This window comes from Peterkaempfera podocarpi, assembly GCF_042466665.1.
GTDB lineage: Bacteria > Actinomycetota > Actinomycetes > Streptomycetales > Streptomycetaceae > Peterkaempfera > Peterkaempfera podocarpi.
The window spans coordinates 4342492-4359674 of sequence record NZ_CP162102.1 but is presented as its reverse complement, the minus strand read 5'-3'; the positions used below and the strand labels follow the sequence as shown (position 1 = coordinate 4359674).

Sequence of the window (17183 nt, the reverse complement as noted above, 5' to 3'; positions counted from 1 at the left end):
CCGTGCCGGGCGGGGGCTCGCCCCCGCCCGTTCGGGCCCGGTGCCGGTGATTTCGGTGCGTGGGGTTCGGAAGTCGTATGGGGTGGGTGAGGCGGCGGTGCATGCGTTGCGTGGGCCGGATGATCCTGCGGGGGGTGGTCCGCTGGGGGTGAGTGTGGAGGTGGAGCAGGGTGATTTTGTTGCGGTGATGGGGAGTTCGGGGTCGGGGAAGTCGACGTTGATGAACATCCTGGGGTGTTTGGATGTGCCGACGTCGGGGCGTTATCTGTTGGATGGCATTGATGTGGGTCATCTGGATGAGCATCAGTTGTCGTTGGTGAGGAACCGGAAGATCGGTTTTATTTTCCAGTCGTTCAATCTGGTGCCGCGGACGACGGCGTTGGCGCAGGTGGAGTTGCCGTTGGCGTATGCGGGGGTGCGGGCTGCGGAGCGTCGTCGGCGTGCGGTGGCGGCGTTGTCGATGGTGGGTCTGGGGGATCGTCTGGATCATCGGCCGAATGAGTTGTCGGGTGGTCAGCAGCAGCGGGTGGCGGTGGCGCGTGCGTTGGTGACGTCGCCGGCGATGTTGTTGGCGGATGAGCCGACGGGCAATCTCGACAGTCGTTCGACGGACGAGGTGCTGGTGATGGTGGATCGTTTGAATGCGGCGGGTCGCACGGTGGTGTTGATCACGCATGAGGACGAGGTGGCGCGGCATGCGAAGCGGGTGCTGCGGTTGGTGGACGGGCGGATCGTGTCGGATGTGCGGCAGGGTCCGGTGCTGGGTCCGCCTCCGGTGTTCGCCCAGGCGGGGTTGACCGCGGGTGCTGCGGCGGGGTCTGTGGCGGGGTCTGCGTTGAGCGGAGGGGGGCTGTGATGTTCTGGCAGATCCTGCGGATGGCCGGCGGTGGTCTGGCCGCCAACAAGGTGCGTTCCGCCTTGACGATGCTGGGTGTGCTGATCGGTGTGGCGGCGGTGATCCTGCTGCTGGCGGTGGGCAACGGCTCCTCGCAGTCGGTCAAGGACTCCATCACCTCGCTGGGCACCAACTCCCTCACCATCTCCTCCAGCGGAGGCGGCGGGATGGGCGGGGCCGGGAGATCGTCCTCGGCCTCCTCGGCCAAGGGGTTGTCGCTGACCGATACCAAGGCGTTGGCGAATCCCAAGGATGCGCCTGATGTGAAGTCGGTTGCTCCGGTGGTGAGTAGTTCGGGTACGGCGGTGTATCAGGGGACCGAGTACACGGTGAATTCGATCATCGGTACGTATCCTGCGTATTTTGAGACGACGAACAGCCGGGTCGCGAAGGGTGATTATTTCAGCAATGATGATGTGCTGAATTCGCGGAAGGTTGCGGTGATCGGGTCGACGACGGCGGAGGAGTTGTTCGGGACTGTTGATCCGGTGGACAAGACGCTGGTGATCGGTGGGACGCCGTTCACGGTGCGGGGTGTGCTGGCGGAGAAGGGCAGTACGGGTATCACCGATTCGGATGATGTGGTGATTGCTCCGTTGCCGACGGTGCAGAATGCGTTCACGGGTTTTGGTTCGTTGAACCAGATTGTGGTGCAGGCGCGGTCGGCGGATGTGACGACGGCGGCGCAGTCGGAGATCACGCAGGTGCTGATGGGCACGCATGGGATCAAGGATTCCAGCAGTGTGGATTTCCGGGTGAGCAGTCAGGAGTCGTTGCTGAGTGCCCGGCAGTCGACGGACAAGACGTTCACGGTGCTGTTGGGTGCGGTGGCGGCGATTTCGTTGCTGGTGGGTGGTATCGGGATCACGAACATCATGTTGGTGACGGTGACGGAGCGGACTCGGGAGATTGGTATCCGTAAGGCGATCGGTGCTCCGAAGGGGGTGATCCTGGGGCAGTTCCTGGCGGAGTCGACGTTGTTGTCGGTGCTGGGTGCGGGTCTTGGGGTGCTGGTCGGGGTGGTGGGTTCGCATTTCACGATCGTCGGGATCAAGCCGGTGATCATTCCTGAGTCGGTGGTGGGTGCGTTCGGTATCGCGGTCGCCATCGGTCTGTTCTTCGGTAGTTATCCGGCAAACCGGGCCGCTTCGCTGCGGCCGATCGAGGCGCTGCGTCATGAGTAGCCGCAAGGAGATGACCGCTATGGGTGCACATCGGGCCGACCTGGTGAAGGCGGAGTCGGCGGTGGTGCCGCAGACGGTGGTGCCGCCGGTGGATCTGGCGGAGGACATCCTGGCGACGGCGCCGGACGCCAGGGACATCACCGCGGAGCTCGCCGCCCCGCCCCGCCGCCGACTCCCCTGGCTCACCCTCTGCCTCACCGCGGGAATCGTCGCGGCCTCGGCGTTCGCGGGTGGCATCTGGTACCAGAAGAACAACGCCACCACGGGTGCCGGCGGAGGCCTTCCGACGGCAGCAGGACGGCAGGGTGCAGCGGGATTCGGCCAGGGCTCGGGTGCGGGGTCGGGTTCCCGGTCGTCCACCACCATGACCACCGGCACGGTGAAGGTGGTGGAGGACGGCAGCCTCTATCTCACCGACGCCCAGGGCAACACCGTCAAGGTCACCACTGGCGGCTCCACCAAGGTGAAGCTCAGCAAGGACGGCAAGGTCTCCGACCTCAAGCCCGGTGACACCGTGGTGGTCCAGGGCACCCAGGACTCCTCCGGCAATGTCGCGGCCAGCCAGGTCACCGAGGGCGGCGCCACGGGTGGCGGCTTCGCAGGCTTCGGCGGCGGTATGGGCGGCATGGGAGGCGGCGGGCAGGCCCCCGCCGGCGGTCAGGCTCCGGCGGGTGGCTGACCGGTCGTCGCCGCCACCCCCGGCCGTGCGGCGCGGAGTGCGGCACCAGCGGAGGATCGGGATCTCGTCCCACGCCGGTCCACAGGTCGGCGTGGGACCGGGGGGACGGCGCAGCCGACCCGTCCGCGACCGGTGACCCCGCCGGGTACGGCGGCGGGTCGGCGGGGCAGCGAACGGGCCGGCTGCGGCTCAGGCGCTCGGGGAGGCGCTGGGTGCGGGCTCCGAGCCTGCGGAGGGCAGCAGTGGGCGGCACACGTTGAGTGCGGCGGAGACCTTGGGGTCGCTGGTCGACAGGCCCGCGAGCGGATCGCGGCCCGCGGCCTGGACGGTGACCCCCTTGCCCTTCATGCAGTCGGCGAAGGCCTTGAGCGCGGAGGCGGCGGCGCCGCCACCCCCGCCGTTGCTGCCGCCCCGGCCGCCGCCGAAGGACGGCCGCTTGGACTCGCAGGCCTTGGCAGCCTTCTGGTACGCGGGGTCCGCGGTGTTGCCCATCCCGAAGCCGCCGCCGCGGGGCATGCCACTGGGACGCCCGCTCGGCCAGTTGCTGGGGCGCCCACTGGGCCAGTTGCTGGGCCGGCCGCTCGGCCGGTCGCTGGGGTTCCAGCTGCGGCGGCCCATGCCGGACGGGGCCCCGCTGGGCCTGTCGGGCAAGGTGTACCCGTTGTCCTTCAGGCACTGGGTGTAGGCGGCGAAGGCACTGCCCGGATCGCCGGGGGCCTGGTTGCCGCCGGTCGCACCGGCCGACGGTGCCGAAGCGGCGCCTGATCCGGAGCTCGACCCGCAGCCCGCCACCAGCAGGACTCCGCAGGCCAGGGCTGCGGCCCCGGCGGCGGCCCTGAGGTGTTTCCGGTGCGGTTGGGCCGCGTTCGGCGCAACCGTGGGGGTACCCGACATACCTGCGGCTCCTTGAGGTCGGTGCTGATGTGAGGGCCGCGGGCGCGCGCGACCGCCTCAGGCAATCAACCGCACAGGACTGAGGGCGGCCGGAATGATTCCTGTGAGTTCCCTGGGTCCATGTCGTGCCGGGAGGGGTGGAATGCCCCTTCTCCAGGGTAAAAAAGTCTGATCTGAGCACTTTATGGCGGTTTACATTCCCAGGCTTCTACAAGGTTGTGCTCAGACTTAGGCCAAGAGTGCTGCGGCACGCTGTGCCGCTATGAAGGTGCTCCCTCGGCGGCGCAGGGCCGTCATCTTGAACTCCCTGCTCGGTGTCGTCCTGCTGGCCGGCGGAGGCCTGGCGTACGCCACGGTGAACGCCGACGCGACTCCCACCGGGCGTTCCGGTCAGACCCGTACGGCGACTGTGGCCAAGGGCACGGTGCTGGCGACGGTGTCCGGTTCGGGCACTCTGGCGTCGCCGACCGATGCCGGGGTGGACTTTGTCACCGGCGGCACGCTGACCTCGGTCAAGGTGGGGGTGGGTGACAAGGTCACCAAGGGCCAGGTGCTTGCGAAGGTCTCCACCACGGACGCCCAGGCGAAGGTGGATGCCGCGGAGGCGGCGCTGAACACGGCGGAGGCGTCGCTCACCAAGGCCCAGGCGGGAGAGACCGTCACCACCACCATTCCCGGGTCCTCGACCGGTTCCGGTTCCGGCGCCGGTTCGACCGGGGGCCGCGGCGGCGCGGGCCAGTCCGGGGGACAGAACGCCGGTCAGACCACACCGCAGCCGACCACCACGACCACCACCAAGGTGGATGCCGCGCAGGTGGCGCAGGCCGAGCAGCAGGTGACCGACGCCCAGAACGACCTCTCCGACGCTGAGGACGCGCTGGCCGGCACGGTGCTCAAGGCGCCGGTCGGCGGCACGGTCGCCTCGGTGGGCGGCAAGGTCGGCGACACCGTCTCCGGTACCGGCAGTTCCACCGGTTCTGCTGCCTCCGGCAGCGGGCAGGGCGGCTCCGGCAACTCCTCGTCCTCTTCGTCGTCGTCGAGTGCGCCGTCGGGTTTTGTGGTGATCACCAATCCGTCGGGGATGCAGGTGGATGCGTCGTTCTCGGAGTCGGATGCGTTGAAGGTCAAGAAGGGTCAGGCTGCGACGGTCACGTTGAATGCGCAGTCGGATACGCAGTTGAATGCGAAGGTGCTGTCGATCAGTTCGCTTCCGACGAGTAGTGGGAGCGGGAGTGGGAGTGGTTCGGGCAGTGCGGTGCAGTATGCGGCGAAGCTGCAGATCACCAGTGACACGAGTGCGTTGCGTACGGGGATGAGTGCGACGGTGTCGGTGGTGACGGGTGAGGCGGACAACGCTCTGTATGTGCCGACCAATGCGGTGTCGGGTACGGGGGCGTCGCGGACGGCGACGGTGGTGAAGGACGACGGGAGTACGGAGCGTCGGACGGTGCAGGTCGGTATCGAGGGTGATTCCTCGGTGCAGATCTCCTCGGGTCTGTCCTCGGGTGAGAAGGTCGAGTTGACCTCCACGACCACCTCCGGCAGCAATGGCTTCCCGGGTGGTGCCTTCCCGGGCGGCTTCGGTGGTGGCGCCGGCTTCGGCGGTGGCGGCGCAGGCTTCGGCGGCGGTGGCCGGAACATCGGCGGGGGTGCTCGCCGGTGAGCCCCAGGCTGCCGGTCGCCCGGCGTCAGGCCGTTCCGGCGCGCCCCGGAACGGCCGCCTCCCCCTCCCGATCCGTGCCGGTGATTTCGGTGCGTGGGGTTCGGAAGTCGTATGGGGTGGGTGAGGCGGCGGTGCATGCGTTGCGTGGGCCGGATGATCCTGCGGGGGGTGGTCCGCTGGGGGTGAGTGTGGAGGTGGAGCAGGGTGATTTTGTTGCGGTGATGGGGAGTTCGGGGTCGGGGAAGTCGACGTTGATGAACATCCTGGGGTGTTTGGATGTGCCGACGTCGGGGCGTTATCTGTTGGATGGCATTGATGTGGGTCATCTGGATGAGCATCAGTTGTCGTTGGTGAGGAACCGGAAGATCGGTTTTATTTTCCAGTCGTTCAATCTGGTGCCGCGGACGACGGCGTTGGCGCAGGTGGAGTTGCCGTTGGCGTATGCGGGGGTGCGGGCTGCGGAGCGTCGTCGGCGTGCGGTGGCGGCGTTGTCGATGGTGGGTCTGGGGGATCGTCTGGATCATCGGCCGAATGAGTTGTCGGGTGGTCAGCAGCAGCGGGTGGCGGTGGCGCGTGCGTTGGTGACGTCGCCGGCGATGTTGTTGGCGGATGAGCCGACGGGCAATCTCGACAGTCGTTCGACGGACGAGGTGCTGGTGATGGTGGATCGTTTGAATGCGGCGGGTCGCACGGTGGTGTTGATCACGCATGAGGACGAGGTGGCGCGGCATGCGAAGCGGGTGCTGCGGTTGGTGGACGGGCGGATCGTGTCGGATGTGCGGCAGGGTCCGGTGCTGGGTCCGCCTCCGGTGTTCGCCCAGGCAGGGTTGGCCGCGGGGTGCTGTGGCGGGGTCTGCGGCGGGTGCTGTGGCGGGGTCTGCGTTGAGCGGAGGCGGGTTGTGATGTTCTGGCAGATCCTGCGGATGGCCGGCGGTGGTCTGGCCGCCAACAAGGTGCGCTCCGCCTTGACGATGCTGGGTGTGCTGATCGGTGTGGCGGCGGTGATCCTGCTGCTGGCGGTGGGCAACGGCTCCTCGCAGTCGGTCAAGGACTCCATCACCTCGCTGGGCACCAACTCCCTCACCATCTCCTCCAGCGGAGGCGGGTTCGGAGGCCGAGCCTCGGGTGCCACCACCACCAAGCAGCTCACCCTCAAGGACGCCAAGGCGTTGGCGAATCCCGAGGATGCGCCTGATGTGAAGTCGGTTGCTCCGGTGGTGAGCAGTTCGGGTACGGCGGTGTATCAGGGGACCGAGTACACGGTGAATTCGATCATCGGTACGTATCCTGCGTATTTTGAGACGACGAACAGCCGGGTCGCGAAGGGTGATTATTTCAGCAATGATGATGTGCTGAATTCGCGGAAGGTTGCGGTGATCGGGTCGACGACGGCGGAGGAGTTGTTCGGGACTGTTGATCCGGTGGACAAGACGCTGGTGATCGGTGGGACGCCGTTCACGGTGCGGGGTGTGCTGGCGGAGAAGGGCAGTACGGGTATCACCGATTCGGATGATGTGGTGATTGCTCCGTTGCCGACGGTGCAGAATGCGTTCACGGGTTTTGGTTCGTTGAACCAGATTGTGGTGCAGGCGCGGTCGGCGGATGTGACGACGGCGGCGCAGTCGGAGATCACGCAGGTGCTGATGGGCACGCATGGGATCAAGGATTCCAGCAGTGTGGATTTCCGGGTGAGCAGTCAGGAGTCGTTGCTGAGTGCCCGGCAGTCGACGGACAAGACGTTCACGGTGCTGTTGGGTGCGGTGGCGGCGATTTCGTTGCTGGTGGGTGGTATCGGGATCACGAACATCATGTTGGTGACGGTGACGGAGCGGACTCGGGAGATTGGTATCCGTAAGGCGATCGGTGCTCCGAAGGGGGTGATCCTGGGGCAGTTCCTGGCGGAGTCGACGTTGTTGTCGGTGCTGGGTGCGGGTCTTGGGGTGCTGGTCGGGGTGGTGGGTTCGCATTTCACGATCGTCGGGATCAAGCCGGTGATCATTCCTGAGTCGGTGGTGGGTGCGTTCGGTATCGCGGTCGCCATCGGTCTGTTCTTCGGTAGTTATCCGGCAAACCGGGCCGCTTCGCTGCGGCCGATCGAGGCGCTGCGTCATGAGTAGCCGCAAGGAGATGACCGCTATGGGTGCACATCGGGCCGACCTGGTGAAGGCGGAGTCGGCGGTGGTGCCGCAGACGGTGGTGCCGCCGGTGGATCTGGCGGAGGACATCCTGGCGACGGCGCCGGACGCCAGGGACATCACCGCGGAGCTCGCCGCCCCGCCCCGCCGCCGACTCCCCTGGCTCACCCTCTGCCTCACCGCGGGAATCGTCGCCGCGGGCGCCTTCTCCGGGGGCGTCTGGTACGAGCGCAACCACGGCACCGCCGGCGGCGCGGGCAAGCTGCCGGCCGCCGCGGCGGCCGGCTTCGGACAGCAGCGGACCGGTGCCCGCGGCGGCGGGCAGCAGGGCGCGGGCGGCTTCGGGCAGGGCGCGGGCCAAGGTCAGGGCGCGGGCCAGGGTGCCGGCCAGGGCCAGGGCGCCGGGTCGTCCACCTCGATGACGGTCGGCACGGTGAAGGTGGTGGACGGCGACAGCGTCTATCTCACCGACGCCCAGGGCAACACCGTCAAGGTCACCACTGGCGGCTCCACCAAGGTGAAGCTCAGCAAGGACGGCAAGGTCTCCGACCTCAAGCCCGGCGATACCGTGGTGGTCCAGGGCACCCAGGACTCCTCCGGCAATGTCGCGGCCAGCCAGGTCACCGAGGGCGGCACCACCACCGGCGGCTTCGGAGGCCGCTTCGCTGGTGGCGGCGGCTTCGGGGGCTTCGGCGGCAGTGGCAGCCAGGGGTGATCGGCGGCTGACGGGCGGCCGGCCCCGGTTCTCAGCGGGTTCTCATCTTCGCGCCGTACCGTGCCCCCGCGGATAGTGAACGGACAGCTGTATGGACGCAACCGAAGCGTCGTCGGCGGAGGCCAGCCTGCTGGTCGTCGACGACGAGCCCAATATCCGGGAGCTGCTGGCCGCTTCGCTGCGGTTCGCCGGCTTCCGAGTGGCCTCGGCCGCCAGCGGCGAGCAGGCGCTCGCCGCCGTTGCGGCAGAGCGGCCCGACCTGGTGGTGCTGGATGTGATGCTGCCCGACATGGACGGCTTCACTGTCGTCCGCCGACTGCGTGAGGAGTCCCGGCGCCGCCCGCCCGGCTCCGGCCGGACGGGCGGCGGAGGCGGTGCCCGCGACCACGTCCCGGTGCTCTTCCTCACCGCCAAGGACGGCACCGGCGACAAGGTGATCGGGCTGTCGATGGGCGACGACTACGTCACCAAGCCGTTCAGCCTCGAGGAACTGATCGCCCGGATCCGCGCGATCCTGCGGCGCACCGGCGGCCTGGCCGAGGACGGCAGACTGGTCGTGGCCGATCTGGAGCTGGACCCGGTCGGTCATCAGGTGGCACGCGGCGGCCGCCCGGTGTCGCTGTCACCCACCGAGTTCAAGCTGCTGCACTACCTGATGGCCAACGCCGGCCGGGTGGTCTCCAAGATGCAGATACTCGACCATGTCTGGGCCTACGACTTCGGGGGCGACCTCTCCATCGTCGAGTCCTACATCTCCTATCTGCGCCGCAAGCTGGACCCCGGAACCGAGGAGACGCCCCGGCTGATCCACACCGTGCGCGGCATCGGCTATGTGCTGCGCCGCCCGCCCCAGACCCAGGTCTGAGCGGCAGTGCGACCCCTCGCCGTCCGACCCCTCGCCGTCCGGCTGCCGCGGCTCTCCCTGCGGGCACGGCTGCTTGCCATGACTCTGGTGCTGGCCGCCCTGGGGCTGGCCGTCAGCGACACCGTGGTGGTCGGCACCGTACGGGTCCAGCTGGTGGAGCGGCTCGACCAGCAGCTGCACCGGTTCGGCGAGCCGCTGGCCCGCCGGGCGGCGGCCCGCCTCCCGGAGAGCGCCGTCATCCGGCTGCCCGTCGGCTCCGCCGCGCGGCCGCCCAGTCAGTGGCTGCCCAGCCAGTACACGGTCCAGTTCCTCAACGCCGACGGCAGCGCCGAGCAGACCCTGCGGCAGCCGGTGGACGAAGGGGACCCGGGTCCGCGGATGCCGGAACTCACCGCACGCACCCTGGCCGACCGCATGGGCACCGCCTTCGACATCCCGGGGGACCAGGGCTCCGGTCGCTGGCGGGCGCTGGTGCTGCCGGTGCAGGACCGCGTCCAGGGCGCCCCGGCCGCCGTGGTGGTGGCCTCGTCGCTGGCCGAGGTGGACGCCACCGCGGGCAAGCTGCGCACCGGGTTTCTGCTGATCGGCGGCTCGGTGCTGCTGCTGATCGCGGTGGCGGGCTGGTTCGCGGTGGGGGCCGGCCTGCGACCGCTGCGCAGGATCGAGGAGGACGCGGAGCTGATCGCGGCCGGGGAGCTCTCCCGCCGGGTGCCGCAGACCTCGACGCGTACCGAGGTCGGCCGGCTGTCCGCAGCGCTCAACGGCATGCTGGCCAGGATCGAGGCGGCCTTTGCGGCGAGGGCCGAGTCCGAGGCCCGGATGCGCAGCTTCGTCGCCGACGCCTCGCATGAACTGCGTACCCCGCTGGCGAGCATCCGCGGCTTCGCCGAGCTCTACCGGATGGGCGCGCTGCCCGCCGAGGCCGATGTGCAGCGCACCATGGCACGCATCGAGCGTGAGGCGCTGCGGATGGGCGGGCTGGTGGAGGATCTGCTCACCCTTGCCCGGCTGGACGAGCAACGGCCGCTGGAGCTGGCGCCGATGGATCTGCGCAGCCTTGCGGCGGACGCGCTGCACGACGTCATGGCACTGGATCCGGACCGGCCGGTGGCACTCACCGGCCCCGGCGGGGAGGGGGCGCCGGGGGCCGCGGTGGTGCTGGGGGACGAGGCCCGACTGCGCCAGGTGGTGGCCAATCTGGTGGGCAACGCGGTGGCCCACACCCCGCAGGGGACTCCGGTGCGGATCGGGGTGGGGACGGCCGACGGCGGTGGAGTGCTGGAGGTCGCCGACCGGGGGCCCGGGCTGACGGAGGACCAGGCGGCGCGGGTCTTCGAGCGTTTCTACCGGGTGGACGCCTCCCGCAGCCGCCAGCGCGGCGGCGGTGCGGGGCTGGGGCTGGCCATCGTGGGTGCGCTGGTGGCGGCCCATGAGGGCAGGGTCGACCTGGTCACGGCCCCGGGGGACGGGGCGCTCTTCCGGGTCCGCATCCCCTCCGCCTGAGCGGGGCACGGGCCGCAACGGGACCGGTCGTCAGGGGCCGGGGAGCTGTGCCGGGCGGTGCGCCCGGGGGACCGGTGGCTCACGCCGGGTGACCGACTTCACGCCTGCTGAGGCCCGTTCGGGCGCATTCACTCCAGCCGTGTGGGTGATAATCCTACTGAGCTTGTGAAAGTGTTCACGTTCACAAGCGGACAAGCACGGTAGGCAGGAGTGACCTGTGGATCTTGCGCTGGCTCCCGAGACGATCGCCCGTTGGCAGTTCGGTGTCACCACCGTCTACCACTTCCTCTTCGTTCCGCTGACCATCAGTCTGGCCGCGATCACCGCGGGCCTGGAGACCGCCTGGGTCCGCACCGGCAAGGAGAAGTACTTCCATGCCACCAAGTTCTGGGGAAAGCTCTTCCTGATCAACATCGCCATGGGCGTGGTCACCGGCATCGTGCAGGAGTTCCAGTTCGGTATGAACTGGTCGGACTACTCCCGCTTCGTCGGTGATGTCTTCGGTGCCCCGCTGGCGATGGAGGCGCTGATCGCCTTCTTCTTCGAGTCCACCTTCATCGGGCTGTGGATCTTCGGCTGGGACAAGCTCCCCCGGAAGCTGCACTGCGCCTGCATCTGGATGGTGGCCCTGGGCACCGTGCTCTCCGCGTACTTCATCCTCGCCGCCAACTCCTGGATGCAGCACCCGGTGGGCTACCGGCTGAACCCCGCGACCGGCCGCGCGCAGCTCACCGACATCGGTGCGGTGCTCTTCCAGAACACCACCCTGGTGGTGGTCGCCCACACCCTCACCGCGGCGTTCCTCACCGGTGCCGCCTTCATGGTCGGCATCTCCGCCTTCCACCTGTGGCGCACCAAGCGGCAACTGGCCGCGGGCGAGGCCGTGGACACCCGCAAGACCCTGGTCATGCGGACCTCCCTGCGGGTCGGGCTGGTCGTCGCGGTGGTCGCCGGGCTGGGGACCGCGCTCAGCGGGGACAGCCTGGGCAAGGTGATGTTCGAGCAGCAGCCGATGAAGATGGCCGCAGCCGAGGCCCTCTGGGACAAGGAGGCGCCCGCGCCCTTCTCGGTCTTCGCCGTGGGTGACGTGGCCAAGGGACACAACACGGTGGCCGTGGAGATCCCCGGGCTGCTCTCCTTCCTGGCGCACTCCGACTTCCACTCCGAGGTGCCCGGCGTCAATGACGTCTCCGCCGCGGAGGCCGCCCGGTACGGCGGGAGCGCCAAGGACTACCTGCCCAATGTGCCGGTCACCTACTGGGGTTTCCGCTGGATGATCGGGTTCGGCATGACCTCGTTCGTCTGCGCCCTGGCCGGGCTCTGGCTCACCCGCAGCCGGCGCTGGGTGGCACCGGAGAAGCGGACGGCCCCGGACGAAGTGCCCCGGCTGATGCTCACCCGGGACCGGGAGCTGAGCCCGTCCCTCACCGCCTGGGGCTGGCGGACCGCCATCCTCACCATGGGGTTCCCGCTGATCGCCAACTCCTGGGGCTGGATCTTCACCGAGACCGGCCGACAGCCCTGGGCGGTCTTCGGTCTGATGCGCACCTCCGACGCGGTCTCCCCCGGGGTCTCCACGGCTGAGCAGCTCACCACGCTGATCGGTTTCACCCTGCTCTATGCCGCACTGGCCGTGGTCGAGGTGCGGCTGCTGGTCACCTATGCCAAGGCCGGGCCGGTCAGCTCCGAGCGCCCGCCCGAGCAGGACCCGACCCTGCGCGGCCGCTCCACCGGCGACGGCGATCCGGCCGCCGCCGAGGACGCCGACAAGCCCCTCGCCTTCGCCTACTGACGGTCCGTCACACATCTTGGGAGACCGCGGCCATGCACCTCCACGACGTCTGGTTCGTCCTCATCGCCGTCCTGTGGACCGGCTACTTCTTCCTCGAAGGATTCGACTTCGGGGTCGGCATCCTCACCCGGGTGCTCGCCCGCGACGAGCGCGAGCGCCGGGTACTGATCAACACCATCGGCCCGGTCTGGGACGGCAACGAGGTGTGGCTGCTCACCGCGGGCGGAGCCACCTTCGCGGCCTTCCCCGACTGGTACGCCACCCTCTTCTCCGGCTTCTACCTGCCGCTCTTCGCCATCCTGGTCTGCCTGATCATCAGGGGTGTGGCCTTCGAGTACCGGGCCAAGCGGGACGGCGAGCGCTGGAAGCGCTCCTGGGAGCAGGCCATCTTCTGGGCCTCGCTGCTGCCCGCCCTGCTCTGGGGCGTGGCCTTCGCCAACATGGTGCACGGCGTCGCCGTCGACAGCGGCAAGGAGTACGCCGGCGGCGTCCTCGACCTGCTGAACCCCTATGCGCTGCTGGGCGGCCTGGTGACGCTCTCCCTCTTCACCTTCCACGGCGCGGTCTTCACGGCCCTCAAGACCCTCGGCGACATCCGCCTGCGGGCCCGTGCGCTCGCCCAGTGGCTGGGGCTTGCCACCGTGGTGCTCGCCGCGGTCTTCCTGGCCTGGACGCAAGCGCACACCGGCAACGCCCGCAGCCTGGTGGCTCTGGTCCTGGCCGTGGCCGCCCTGCTGAGCGCGCTGCTGCTCAACCGGGCGGGCCGCGAGGGATGGGCCTTCGTCAGCTCGGGCGCCGCGGTGGTGGCCACCGTGGCCATGCTCTTCCTGGCGCTCTACCCGGATGTGCTGCCCTCCACCCTGGACCCGGCCTGGAGCCTCACCGTCTCCAACGCCGCCTCCTCCGCCTACACCCTGAAGATCATGACCTGGGTGGCGGGCTTCTTCACCCCGCTGGTCCTGCTCTACCAGGGCTGGACCTACTGGGTCTTCCGCCGGCGGATCGGCGTCCAGCACATCCCCGCCCCGAGCAAGGCGGTCCCCGCAACCGTCGCGGCGGACCAGCCGTGAAGCCCGTCGACCCCCGGCTGCTGCGGTACGCCCGTGCGACCCGTGGCTTCCTCGCCGGGTCCGTACTGCTCGGCACGGCCGGCGCCGGCCTGGTGATCGGCCAGGCCGGGCTGATCGCCGAGATCGTCGTACGCTCCTTCCAGCAGCACGCGGGCCTCGCCGAACTCCGCGGCCCGCTGCTGCTGCTCGCCGCCACCGCCGCCGGACGCGCCGCCGTCGCCTGGCTCACCGAGCTCACCGCCCACCGGGCCTGCGCCTCCGTCAAGTCGGAACTGCGGCTGAAGCTGCTCGACCACGCCACCCGCCTGGATCCGGCCGCCCGCAGCGAACGGCGCACCGGCGAGCTCACCACTCTCGCCACCCGCGGTGTGGACGCCCTCGACGACTACTTCTCCCGCTACCTCCCCCAGCTGGCCCTGGCCGTCACCGTCCCCGCCCTGGTGGTGCTGCGCATCCTGGGCGCCGACTGGCTGTCCGCCGCGCTGATCGCGGGCACCCTGCCCCTCGTCCCGCTCTTCATGGTGCTGATCGGCCTCGCCACCCAGAGCCGGATGGACCGGCAGTGGCAGACCCTCATCCGGCTCTCCCACCACTTCCTGGACGTCGTCGCCGGGCTGCCGACCCTCAAGGTGTTCGGCCGGGCAAAAGCCCAGGCCAAGGCCATCGCCGCAGTCACTGACGACTACCGCAGAGCCACCCTGCGCACCCTGCGCATCGCCTTCATCTCCTCCTTCGCCCTGGAACTGCTCTCCACCCTCTCGGTCGCACTGGTCGCCGTCTCCATCGGCTTCCGACTGGTCGACGGCAGCCTCGACCTGAGGACCGGCCTGCTGGTGCTGATCCTCGCCCCCGAGGCCTATCTGCCTATCCGCCAGGTCGGCGCGCACTACCACGCGAGCGTGGAAGGGCTGGCCGCCGCCGGACAGGTCTTCGCCGTCCTGGAGACCCCGCTCCCCGGAAGAGGCCGCACCCCCGCCCCCGACCTGATCGGCGCGACCCTCACCGCCGACGGACTCACCGTCACCCACCCGGGACGCACCACCCCCGCGCTGGACGGTACCGACCTGCACCTCTCCCCCGGTGAGACGGTCGCCCTCACCGGCCCCAGCGGAGCCGGCAAGTCCACCCTGCTCTCCGTACTGCTCGGCTTCACCCGGCCCGACTCCGGAACCGTCCGCATCACCGCCGCCGACGGCACCGCCCACGACCTCGCCGACCTCGACCTGGACAGCTGGCACCGGCAGCTGGTGTGGGTACCCCAGCAGCCCTGTCTCTTCGCCGGAACCGTCGCCGACAACGTCCGCCTCGCCCGCCCCGACGCCGGCGACGCCGAGGTCCGCTCCGCCCTGCGCGCCGCCCATGCCCTCGACTTCACCGACAGGCTGCCCCAGGGCACCGACACCGCCCTCGGGGAAGGCGGCACCGGGCTCTCCGCCGGTCAGCGCCAGCGGATCGCCCTGGCCCGCGCCTTCCTCGCCGCCGACCGGCCGCTGGTGCTGCTGGACGAACCCACCGCCAACCTCGACGGCGAGAGCGAGGCGGCGGTGGTCGACGCGGTCCGAGCCCTCGCCGCCGACCCGCGCCGTACCGTCCTGCTGGTGGCGCACCGACCCGCCCTGCTGGCCACCGCCGACCGCCGGATCCGGCTGACCGCTCCCGAACGACCGCAAGCATCCGGGGAGCCCCGGGCACCGCTGCACCCCGAGGCCGATCCGACGGCACCCCGGGGCCACGAGCGGCCGTACGAGCGGCAGACCACCGGCGCTGACGGCCGCCGCGCCGCCGCCACCCGGCCCGGCCGCACCCCACTGCGCCGGATCACCGCCCTCGCCCGGGCCGCCACCCCCACCGGACGGCTGCCACTCGCCGCCGTGCTCGGCAGCCTTGCCCTGGGCTGCGCCGTCGCCCTGCTGGCCACCTCCGGCTGGCTGATCTCCCGTGCCTCCACGCAGCCCCCCGTGCTCACCCTGATGGTCGCCGTCACCGCCGTCCGGGCCTTCGGCATCGGCCGCAGCGTCTTCCGCTACGCCGAGCGGCTGCTCTCCCACGACACCGTGCTGCGTGCCCTGGGGAGCCTGCGCACGGCCGTCCATGCTCGCCTGGAACGGCTCGCCCCCGCCGCCCTGCACTCCGCCGCCGGATTCCGCCGTGGTGATCTGCTCTCCCGGTTGGTCGCCGATGTCGACTCCGTCCAGGACTGGTTCCTGCGGTGGCGGCTGCCGGCCGCGGTCGCCGCCACCGTCTCCGCCGCCGCCTCGCTCGCCATGGCAGCCCTGCTGCCCGCCGCCGGAGCGGTGCTCGCCGTGGGACTGCTGCTGGTCGGCGCCGCCGTCCCGGCCCTCTCCGGGCTGCTGGCCCGCCGCTCGGAACGCCGTACGGCACCCGCCCGCGGTGCCCTGGCCACCGGTGTCGTCGAGCTGTTCACCGGTACCGCCGAACTCACCACGGCCGGCGCGCTCCCCCGCCGACTGGCCGCCGTGGGCGACACCGATGCCGAACTCGCCCGGATCGCCGCCCGTTCCGCCGCCACCACCGCCCTCGGCGCCGCGCTGACCGCGCTCACCACCGGCCTCACCGTCACCGCCGCCGCTGCGGTCGCCGTACAGGGCGTCGCCACCGGAGCACTGCCCGGTGCGTGCCTGGCGGTGGTCGTCCTCACCCCGCTCGCCGCCTTCGAGGCCGTCGCCGGGATGCCGGTCGCCGCCCAGTTCCGCCAGCGCAGCAAGGCGGCCGCCGGACGGCTGGTGGAGGTGCTGGACACCGCCGACCCGGTGCGCGAGCCCCAGCACCCGGCCCCGCTGCCCGCCGAGCCGCTCCCGGTCACCGTCCGGGGCCTGCACGCACGCTGGCCGGGACAGCACACCGACGCACTGGCCGGGATCGACCTGGACCTCGCCCCCGGCCGGCGCATCGCCGTCGTCGGCGCGTCCGGATCGGGCAAGACCACACTGGCAGCCGCACTGCTGCGCTTCCTCGACCCCACCGCCGGTGCCATCACCCTGGGCAGCGCTCCACAGGCTGTGGACAGCCGGGACGCGGACGGCGACGCCGTCCGCCGGGTGATCGGCCTGTGCGCCCAGGACGCCCATGTCTTCGACAGCTCGCTACGGGAGAACCTGCGGCTGGCCAGACCGGGCGCCGCCGACTCCGAGCTGCGCCATGCCCTCGCCGCCGCCCGCCTGCTGACCTGGGTCGACTCCCTCCCCCAGGGGCTGGACACCATGGTCGGCGAGCACGGCGCCGGCCTCTCCGGCGGCCAGCGCCGCCGCCTGGCCCTCGCCCGCGCGCTGCTCGCCGACTTCCCGGTGCTGATCCTGGACGAGCCTGCCGAACACCTGGACCTGCCCACCGCCGACGCCCTCACCGCCGACCTGCTGGACGCCACCGCGGGCCGCACCACCCTGCTGATCACCCACCGGCTGGCCGGCCTGGCCGACGCGGCGGTGGACGAGGTGCTGGTGCTGGACCGCGGCCGGGTGGTGCAGCGCGGACCCTGGGCCGACCTGGTCTCCCAGGACGGTCCGCTGCTGCGGATCTGGCAGCGGGAGCAGCGCACGGACGCCCTGCAGCCGGTCCCCGCCTGAGGCGGGTCCGGCCGCTGAGCAGAGTCCGGCCGTTGCGCAGTGCCCGGCGCGGGCCCGGCGCCCGCTGCGGCCGCGCCCGCCCGAAGGCGCGGACCTGGTGCCGCCCCCGCACCAGTGCCGCCCCCGCCGACGTTTGCCCTCCCCCAGCCTGGCGGCCGGGAGGTGCCCCCACGCCGCGGCGTCCGGTGCGTGCGATCGCAAGGC

At 70.4% G+C, this 17183-nt stretch carries 12 protein-coding genes; 11 read left to right on the top strand and 1 reads right to left on the bottom strand.

The window, feature by feature from the left end; translation table 11 throughout:
• Positions 1-148 precede the first annotated feature (148 nt).
• Genes AB0761_RS19095 through AB0761_RS19085 form a run of 3 tightly spaced genes read left to right on the top strand, consistent with a single transcriptional unit; the run spans position 149 to position 2758 of the window.
• Positions 149-856: an ABC transporter ATP-binding protein gene (locus tag AB0761_RS19095; protein ID WP_377270278.1), complete on the top strand. Its 708-nt coding sequence runs from the start codon at positions 149-151 to the stop codon at positions 854-856.
• Positions 856-2079 (top strand): ABC transporter permease, encoded by a 1224-nt coding sequence (locus AB0761_RS19090; protein WP_377270277.1) that lies wholly within the window; start codon positions 856-858, stop codon positions 2077-2079. Before AB0761_RS19095 ends, AB0761_RS19090 begins: the two co-directional genes overlap by 1 nt.
• 19 nt (positions 2080-2098) lie before the next feature.
• Positions 2099-2758, top strand: coding sequence for a hypothetical protein (locus AB0761_RS19085; RefSeq protein WP_377270276.1), 660 nt, complete (start codon positions 2099-2101; stop codon positions 2756-2758).
• 189 nt (positions 2759-2947) lie between these two features.
• On the opposite strand, the gene AB0761_RS19080 is transcribed toward AB0761_RS19085, so the two are convergent.
• A complete protein-coding gene (locus AB0761_RS19080) occupies positions 2948-3652 on the bottom strand; it encodes a hypothetical protein (RefSeq protein ID WP_377270275.1) in 705 nt (234 codons plus the stop codon).
• Between the two features lie 262 nt (positions 3653-3914).
• Here AB0761_RS19080 and AB0761_RS19075 point away from each other — a divergent pair, with 262 nt between their 5' ends.
• The 8 genes from AB0761_RS19075 (at position 3915) to cydD (ending at position 16979) form a co-directional block, all read left to right on the top strand.
• Positions 3915-5315: an efflux RND transporter periplasmic adaptor subunit gene (locus AB0761_RS19075; RefSeq protein WP_377270274.1), complete on the top strand. Its 1401-nt coding sequence runs from the start codon at positions 3915-3917 to the stop codon at positions 5313-5315.
• Between the two features lie 182 nt (positions 5316-5497).
• Positions 5498-7432: an ABC transporter permease gene (locus tag AB0761_RS19070; RefSeq protein ID WP_377270273.1), complete on the top strand. Its 1935-nt coding sequence runs from the start codon at positions 5498-5500 to the stop codon at positions 7430-7432.
• Between the two features lie 19 nt (positions 7433-7451).
• The gene (locus tag AB0761_RS19065) at positions 7452-8165 is read left to right on the top strand and encodes a hypothetical protein (RefSeq protein ID WP_377270272.1); all 714 of its coding nucleotides are present in this window, start codon (positions 7452-7454) and stop codon (positions 8163-8165) included.
• 91 nt (positions 8166-8256) lie between these two features.
• Positions 8257-9030: a response regulator transcription factor gene (locus tag AB0761_RS19060; protein ID WP_377270271.1), complete on the top strand. Its 774-nt coding sequence runs from the start codon at positions 8257-8259 to the stop codon at positions 9028-9030.
• Positions 9031-9036: 6 nt separating this feature from the next.
• On the top strand, positions 9037-10533 hold the full coding sequence (locus tag AB0761_RS19055; protein WP_377270270.1) for a sensor histidine kinase: 1497 nt from the start codon (positions 9037-9039) through the stop codon (positions 10531-10533).
• A gap of 217 nt (positions 10534-10750) precedes the next feature.
• Positions 10751-12325 (top strand): cytochrome ubiquinol oxidase subunit I, encoded by a 1575-nt coding sequence (locus AB0761_RS19050; RefSeq protein ID WP_377270268.1) that lies wholly within the window; start codon positions 10751-10753, stop codon positions 12323-12325.
• 32 nt (positions 12326-12357) lie between these two features.
• Positions 12358-13395 carry a cytochrome d ubiquinol oxidase subunit II gene (gene cydB / locus AB0761_RS19045; protein ID WP_377270266.1) on the top strand — a complete coding sequence of 346 codons (1038 nt, stop codon included), beginning with the start codon at positions 12358-12360 and terminating at the stop codon, positions 13393-13395.
• Positions 13392-16979: a thiol reductant ABC exporter subunit CydD gene (gene cydD, locus AB0761_RS19040; protein WP_377270265.1), complete on the top strand. Its 3588-nt coding sequence runs from the start codon at positions 13392-13394 to the stop codon at positions 16977-16979. Before cydB ends, cydD begins: the two co-directional genes overlap by 4 nt.
• The last annotated feature ends 204 nt before the right edge of the window (positions 16980-17183 follow it).

Bases quoted from the DNA above. Each gene is read 5' to 3' on its own strand.
- AB0761_RS19075 (WP_377270274.1), top strand. From the start codon at position 3,915: ATGAAGGTGCTCCCTCGGCGGCGCAGGGCCGTCATCTTGAACTCCCTG.
- cydB (WP_377270266.1), top strand. From the start codon at position 12,358: ATGCACCTCCACGACGTCTGGTTCGTCCTCATCGCCGTCCTGTGGACC.
- AB0761_RS19090 (WP_377270277.1), top strand. From the start codon at position 856: ATGTTCTGGCAGATCCTGCGGATGGCCGGCGGTGGTCTGGCCGCCAAC.
- AB0761_RS19085 (WP_377270276.1), top strand. From the start codon at position 2,099: ATGGGTGCACATCGGGCCGACCTGGTGAAGGCGGAGTCGGCGGTGGTG.
- AB0761_RS19060 (WP_377270271.1), top strand. From the start codon at position 8,257: ATGGACGCAACCGAAGCGTCGTCGGCGGAGGCCAGCCTGCTGGTCGTC.
- AB0761_RS19080 (WP_377270275.1), bottom strand. From the start codon at position 3,652: ATGTCGGGTACCCCCACGGTTGCGCCGAACGCGGCCCAACCGCACCGG.
- AB0761_RS19065 (WP_377270272.1), top strand. From the start codon at position 7,452: ATGGGTGCACATCGGGCCGACCTGGTGAAGGCGGAGTCGGCGGTGGTG.